Annotated in this window: 7 protein-coding genes; all 7 read right to left on the reverse strand. The window is 76.3% G+C overall.

Features of this window, described 5'->3' with window-relative positions; genetic code table 11:
- Positions 1–192 precede the first annotated feature (192 nt).
- On the reverse strand, positions 193–1,011 hold the full coding sequence (hisF, locus tag Acit_RS06770; protein ID WP_248107254.1) for an imidazole glycerol phosphate synthase subunit HisF: 819 nt from the start codon (positions 1,009–1,011) through the stop codon (positions 193–195).
- The gene (locus Acit_RS06775) at positions 993–1,730 is read right to left on the reverse strand and encodes a 1-(5-phosphoribosyl)-5-[(5-phosphoribosylamino)methylideneamino]imidazole-4-carboxamide isomerase (protein WP_248107256.1); all 738 of its coding nucleotides are present in this window, start codon (positions 1,728–1,730) and stop codon (positions 993–995) included. Before Acit_RS06775 ends, hisF begins: the two co-directional genes overlap by 19 nt.
- A gap of 2 nt (positions 1,731–1,732) precedes the next feature.
- A complete protein-coding gene (gene hisH, locus Acit_RS06780; RefSeq protein WP_248107258.1) occupies positions 1,733–2,350 on the reverse strand; it encodes an imidazole glycerol phosphate synthase subunit HisH in 618 nt (205 codons plus the stop codon).
- An 8-nt stretch (positions 2,351–2,358) separates the two neighbouring features.
- The gene (hisB, locus tag Acit_RS06785) at positions 2,359–2,955 is read right to left on the reverse strand and encodes an imidazoleglycerol-phosphate dehydratase HisB (protein WP_248107260.1); all 597 of its coding nucleotides are present in this window, start codon (positions 2,953–2,955) and stop codon (positions 2,359–2,361) included.
- Positions 2,952–4,073, reverse strand: a complete 1,122-nt coding sequence (gene hisC / locus Acit_RS06790; RefSeq protein ID WP_248107262.1) for a histidinol-phosphate transaminase — start codon at positions 4,071–4,073, stop codon at positions 2,952–2,954. The genes hisB and hisC overlap by 4 nt, the downstream gene beginning before the upstream one ends.
- On the reverse strand, positions 4,073–5,383 hold the full coding sequence (hisD, locus tag Acit_RS06795) for a histidinol dehydrogenase (RefSeq protein WP_248107263.1): 1,311 nt from the start codon (positions 5,381–5,383) through the stop codon (positions 4,073–4,075). Before hisD ends, hisC begins: the two co-directional genes overlap by 1 nt.
- Positions 5,384–5,823: 440 nt before the next feature.
- The coding region (locus Acit_RS06800) for an endonuclease III domain-containing protein (protein ID WP_376746023.1) at positions 5,824–6,060 on the reverse strand (237 nt) is incomplete at its 5' end.

Here is a 6,060-nt window from a genome sequence, read left to right on the forward strand (position 1 = left end):
AGCGGTGTTCATCCCCTTGATCTTCGTCATGAGCGGCCGCTGGCGGCCCCGCAAGGCCCGCGAGGACGCCGAAGCCCACGAACGCATGGTCGCCGCCGAACTCGCCAAGCTCCACGCCGGCGGCAACCCCGAAGCTGCCAGCACCGTGGCCTGAGGGCGGGGCTCCTCACCCCGGGCGACGCAGAGGGCCGGTCAACCCGCCGGGTCGGCCGGCCCTTTGCGCGCCCCCTGGTCGACGCTGGGGCCAGCGGGGACCGGCCGGACCTGGAGACCGGCGGCCGCCAGGGCTGCCTTGGCGTCGGCGATCCGCTGCTCGCCCCGGTGGAAGATCGAGGCGGCGAGGACGGCGTCGGCCCCGCCCTCCTGGGCGGCGGCCACCAGGTGCTCGAGCCGCCCGGCTCCCCCCGAGGCCACCACCGGCACCCCGACCGCCTGGCCGACCGCCTGGAGCAGGGGCAGGTCGAACCCTTCGTAGGTGCCGTCGCGGTCCATGGAGGTGAGCAGGATCTCCCCCGCGCCGCGGGCCTCGCCCTCGGCCGCCCAGGCCACGGCGTCCAGGCCCGTCGGTCGGCGCCCCCCGTGGGTCACCACCTCGAAGTCGCCGCCAGGGCGGCGGCGGGCATCGATGGCGAGCACTACGCACTGGGCGCCGAACTCGCTGGCCAGCTCGGCGAGCAGGGCCGGCCGGGCCACGGCCGCCGAGTTCACCGACACCTTGTCGGCCCCCGCCCGCAGCAGGCGGCGGGCGTCCTCGAGGCTGGCCACCCCGCCGCCGACGGTGAAGGGGATGAAGACCTCGTCGGCGGTCCGTTCGACGACCTCCAACAGGGTCCGGCGCCCCTCGGCGGACGCCGAGATGTCGAGCAGGACGAGCTCGTCGGCCCCCTCGGCGTCGTAGCGACGGGCCAGCTCGACGGGGTCGCCGGCGTCGACCAGCCCCTCGAAGCGCACGCCCTTCACGACGCGGCCCTCGGCCACGTCGAGGCACGGGATCACTCGGACGACGCGCATGCCGCCAGGGCCTCCTCGACGCTCATGGCGCCCTCGGCGAGGGCCCGCCCGACCACCACCCCCGCCAGGCGCCGCCCCCCGACCCGGAGGGCCGCCAGCTGCCGGAGGTCCTCGAGGGAACCGACCCCGCCGGAGGCCACCACCGGCACCTCGGTGGCCACCAGCACGGCCGCCAGCCCGGCCAGGTCCGGGCCCTCCAGGGTGCCGTCGCGGTCGATGGCGGTCACGACCACCGCCCCGAGGGGCGCCCCGGCCAGGCTGGCGAGGAGCTCCGAGGCGGCCTGCCCGCTGGTGCTTCGCCATCCCTCGGTGGCCACCTGGCCCCCACGGTGGTCGAGGCCCAGGGCGACCCGCCCAGGGTAGGTGGCGGCGAGCTCCCGGACCGCCCCGGGATCGGTCGCGGCCAGGGTGCCGACGACCACCCGGGCGGCACCGAGGGCCAGGAGGGCCTCGACGTCCTCGGCGGAGCGGACCCCTCCCCCGACCTGGACGTGCAGGGGCGCCACCGCCGAGACGAGCGCGGCCACGAGGTCCCGCTGCACCGGGCGACCCCGCCGGGCAGCGTCGAGGTCCACGACGTGGACCCAGCGAGCCCCGCCGTCCCGGTAGGAGCGGGCCAGGGCCAAGGGGTCGCCGAAGTCGGTCCGGGCGGCGAAGTCGCCCTGACGGAGGCGCACCGCGCCGCCCTCCAGGAGGTCGACCGCCGGGTAGAGCTCCACCCTCAGGCCTCCCCGACCAAGGCCACGAAGTTCCGGAGGACCTGGAGGCCCACCGGCCCCGACTTCTCGGGGTGGAACTGGGTGCCGAGGACCCCGTCGTCCTCGGCGGCGGCCGTCACCTGGCCGCCGTACTCGCAGACCGCCACCACCTCGGGGCCCGGAGGCGGCGCGAAGGAGTGGACGAAGTAGAGCCAGGGGTCCTCGGGCAGCCCGGCCAGCAGCCGGCCGGGGCGGAGGATCCGCAGGCGGTTCCACTGCATCTGGGGCCGTTTGACCCCCTCGGGCAGGCGCCTGACCGTCCCCGGGAACCGCCCGAGGCCCGCTTCGCCGGGCGACTCCTCGGAGGCCTCGTAGAGGAGCTGGAAGCCGACGCAGATCCCGAGGAACGGACGGCCCCGCTCGATGGCCTCCCGGACCCCGTCCGCCAGGCCGGTGCTGGCCAGCGCCTCGGCGCAGCGGCCGAACGCCCCGACCCCGGGCAGGACCACGGCCGCGGCGCGCCGCAGCTCCTCGGGACGGGTCACCAAACGGGCCTCGGCCCCCACCGCCAGCAGGGCCCGCTCGGCCGAGCGGAGGTTGCCGATGCCGTAGTCGACCACGGCCACCGGGGGGGCCGGCACGGCCGGCCTCAGAGGACGCCCTTGGTCGAGGGGACCCCGCCGCCCTCGACCCGGCTGGCCTCGTGGAGCGCTCGCCCCAGCGCCTTGAAAGCCGCCTCGAGGACGTGGTGGGGGTTCACCCCCGCCAGCTGCCGCACGTGGAGGGTCAACCCGGCCCCGCCCACCACCGCCCGCCAGAACTCCTCGGCCAGCTGGGGGTGGAAGGGGGGGTCCCCGAGCGGGGTGGGCTCGGGGGTGAGCCCCCAGGCCAGGTAGGGTCGGCCCGAGAGGTCCAGGGCCACGGTCACGAGCGCCTCGTCGAGGGGCACCGCCAGCGAGGCGAAGCGCCGCACCCCTCGCCGCTCCCCGAGCGCCCGTCCGAGGGCCTGGCCCAGGCAGATGCCGACGTCCTCCACGGTGTGGTGGGCGTCGACCGCCAGGTCGCCCTCGGCGTGCACCTCGAGGTCGAGGCGCCCGTGCCGGGCGAGCTGGGCGAGCATGTGGTCGAAGAACGGCAGGCCGGTGGCGATGCGCCCCTTCTCGCCGCTGCCGTCGAGGTCGACGGTGACGGCCACCTCGGTCTCGGCGGTGGCCCGCTCGCAGCTGCCCCGGCGCCCCCCGCTCATCGGCCGCCGCTCCCCGACACGCTGGCGGGGACGAGGACCTCGGCGAGGGCAGCCAAGAACCGGTCGTTCTCCTCAGGGGTCCCGACCGTGACCCGCAGGCAGCCCTCGAGGCCCGGCCAGCTCGAGGTGTCCCGGACGAGCACCGAGTGGGCCAGCAGACCCTCCCAGACCTCGCGGGCGGGACGGGTCTCCGGCCGGAAGAGCACGAAGTTGGCGTCCGAGGGCCAGGCCGTGACCGGCAAGCGGGCCAGGCCGGCTTCGAGGCGGCGACGCTCGGCCACCAGCCGCTGGACCCGCTCCTCCATCTCGGCCTGGTAGCGAAGGGCCAGTCGGCCGGCCAGCTGGGTGATGGCGTCGAGGTGGTAGGGCAGGGCGACCAGCTCGCAGGCGGCCACCACGGCCGGGTCGGCGACCAGGTAGCCCAGGCGGACCCCGGCCATGGCCCAGGTCTTCGAGAAGGTCCGGACCACCACCAGCCGCTCGGCCCCCGCCACCCCGGCGGCCCGAAGCTCGAGGGCCGAGGAGGGGGCGAACTGGCCGTAGGCCTCGTCGACCACCAGCAGGCCCGGGGTCCGCTCGAGCAGCCAGGCGAGCACCTCGGGGGGTTCGGCCCGCCCGGTGGGGTTGTTCGGGGAGCAGACGAAGCAGAGGCTCGGGGCCGACTCGGCCAGGGCCGCAGCGGCGGCCGGCTCGTCCACCGCGAAGCCCTCGCCCCGGGGCACACTGCGGAGGGCCGTGCCGGTCACGAGGCCGATCTGGCGGTGCATGGCGTAGGACGGCTCGAAGGTCACCGCCGTGCGCCCCGGGCCGCCGTAGGCCAGGAGGAGGCACTGGAGCACCTCGTTCGAGCCGGTCCCGCAGAAGACCTCCTCGGGGGTCACCCCGTGGTGGGCGGCCAGGGCGGCCCGCAGCTCCCGGGCCTCGCGGTCGGGGTAGCGGTGCAGGGGCAGGTCGGCGAGGGCGGCCCGCAGCTCCTCCCGCCAGGCGTCCGGCGGGGGCTCGGGCGACTCGTTCGTGTTCAGCCGGACCGCCACGGCCAGTTGGGGCGAGTGGTAGCCGCTGAGGGCCTGGAGGTCGGGACGGACCGGCACCGGCCCGCCCGGGGCGCCGGCACCCATCACGCCCCTCCCGGGCGGTCCGGGTCCACGAGCCGCAGGCGGACCGAGTCGGCGTGGGCCGGGAGTCCCTCGGCGTCGGCCAGGGCGACCACGTGGGGCCCGAGGGCCGCCAGGGCCTCGGCAGGGACCTCGACGGCGTGCAGCTGGACCTGGAAGTCCTGGACCCGGAGCGCCGAGGAGAAGCGGGCGGTGCGGGCGGTCGGCAGGACGTGGTTCGGCCCGGCCACGTAGTCGCCCACGCTGGCCGGCGCGTAGGGGCCGACGAAGATCGCCCCGGCCGCCCGGACCCGCTCGAGGATCGGCTGGGGTTCGGCCACGAGCAGCTCGAGGTGCTCGGGGGCGACGGTGTTCACCACGGCGGCCACCGCCTCGGCGTCGTCCACCACCACGGCGTAGCCCGATCGGGCCAGGGTGCTCGCCAGGTCGTCCCGGCGGGGCGAGGCGGCCACCAGCCGGTCCACCTCGGCCGCCACCCGCTCCGCCACCTGGTCGTCGGTGGTGACCAGCCAGGCCAGGCCGTCGGGGCCGTGCTCCGCCTGGACCAGCACGTCGATCGCCGCCCAGGTGGCCGGCACGCTGGCGTCGGCCACGACCACCACCTCGGAGGGGCCGGCGAACCCGGCGGGAATGCCGACCCGGCCGGCCACCTGCCGCTTGGCCTCGGCCACGTAGCTGTTGCCCGGGCCGACGATCACGTCGACCGGACGGATGCTCTCGGTGCCGTAGGCCAGGGCGGCGACCGCCTGGGCCCCCCCGACCCGGTACACCTCCTGCACCCCGCAGACCGCGGCGGCCGCCAGGGTCTCCACCGCCACCGAGCCGTCGCGCTGGGGCGGGGCACAGAGGACGATCTCCTCGACGCCGGCCACTCTGGCCGGGGCCACCCCCATGAGGACACTCGAGGGGTAGCGGGCCCGGCCCCCGGGGGCGTAGACCCCGACCCGGCCGACCGGCCTGGCCAGGTGACGGACGACCACCCCCTCGACCTCCACGGCGGTCTCGGGCTGCAGCTGGTGGCGGTGGTAGGCGACGATCCGCTCCCAGGCCACCTCGAGGGCCTGGCGCAGCTCCGGGGGGACGGCGGCCAGGGCGGCCTCGAGGTCAGCCGGCGGGACCCGCAGGTCGTCCAGCTCCACACCGTCGAACCGGGCGGTCAGCCGGCGCAGGGCCTGGTCACCTTCGCGCCGGACCTGGCCGAGGATCTCGGCCACCGCCTGGCTCGGTGCCTGCTCCTCGAAGGCCGGCAGGGGCAGGGCCCCGGCGACAGCGGTCGGGGCGAGCCCGCGGAGGTCGAGTCGGTCGAGGAGCACAGGAGCAGGATGGTACCGCCCTGGGCCCCTGAGCCATGATCCAGCGGTGCCCCAGGACGCCGCGGAGCTCTCGGCCCTCGCCTCGGCCCTCACCGAGGTCCAGCGACGGGTCTCGGCCCTGGCCGAGCGGGCGGCAGCCCCCGGCGCCTCGACCGCCTGACGAGCACGCGCCGGCGGGGCTGAGCACGTCGGTTCCCGTCGTCGCCCCATCGGGCCCGTCCGGAAAGGAGCCCAGACGCGCCAGTGGCGCCCCGAAGGGCGCCACCAGCGCGAGCGGACCGGGCGGCGGATCCCGGTGCCCCGCTCTTCCGGAACCAGGTGGCGGGAACCGGTTCCGATGTCCTCTACAACAGCATGAACCGGCGTCCCACTTCCAACGCGCGTGCACAAATTGTCAACAACCAGGGGGACGCTCCACCGAGCTGCTGCTCAGCTCGTTCTCAGCTGGCCTTCAGGCGGGACGTCGGCGTGCGGCGGGGCCCGGGAACGGGCAGGCCAGCCGACGGGCAGCGGTCAGCCAGGACACACTCATCGCAGCGAGCCCGACGCGCTCCGCAGACGCGGCGACCGTGGAGGATGAGGCGGAGGCTGATCACCCCCCAGGAGGCAGGCGGCCAGAGCGCACAGAGGTCGGCCTCGACCCGGACGGGGTCCTCGGCCTCGGTGAGGCCCAGCCG

Source organism: Aciditerrimonas ferrireducens (assembly GCF_023130475.1).
Classification (GTDB): domain Bacteria; phylum Actinomycetota; class Acidimicrobiia; order Acidimicrobiales; family UBA8190; genus Aciditerrimonas; species Aciditerrimonas ferrireducens.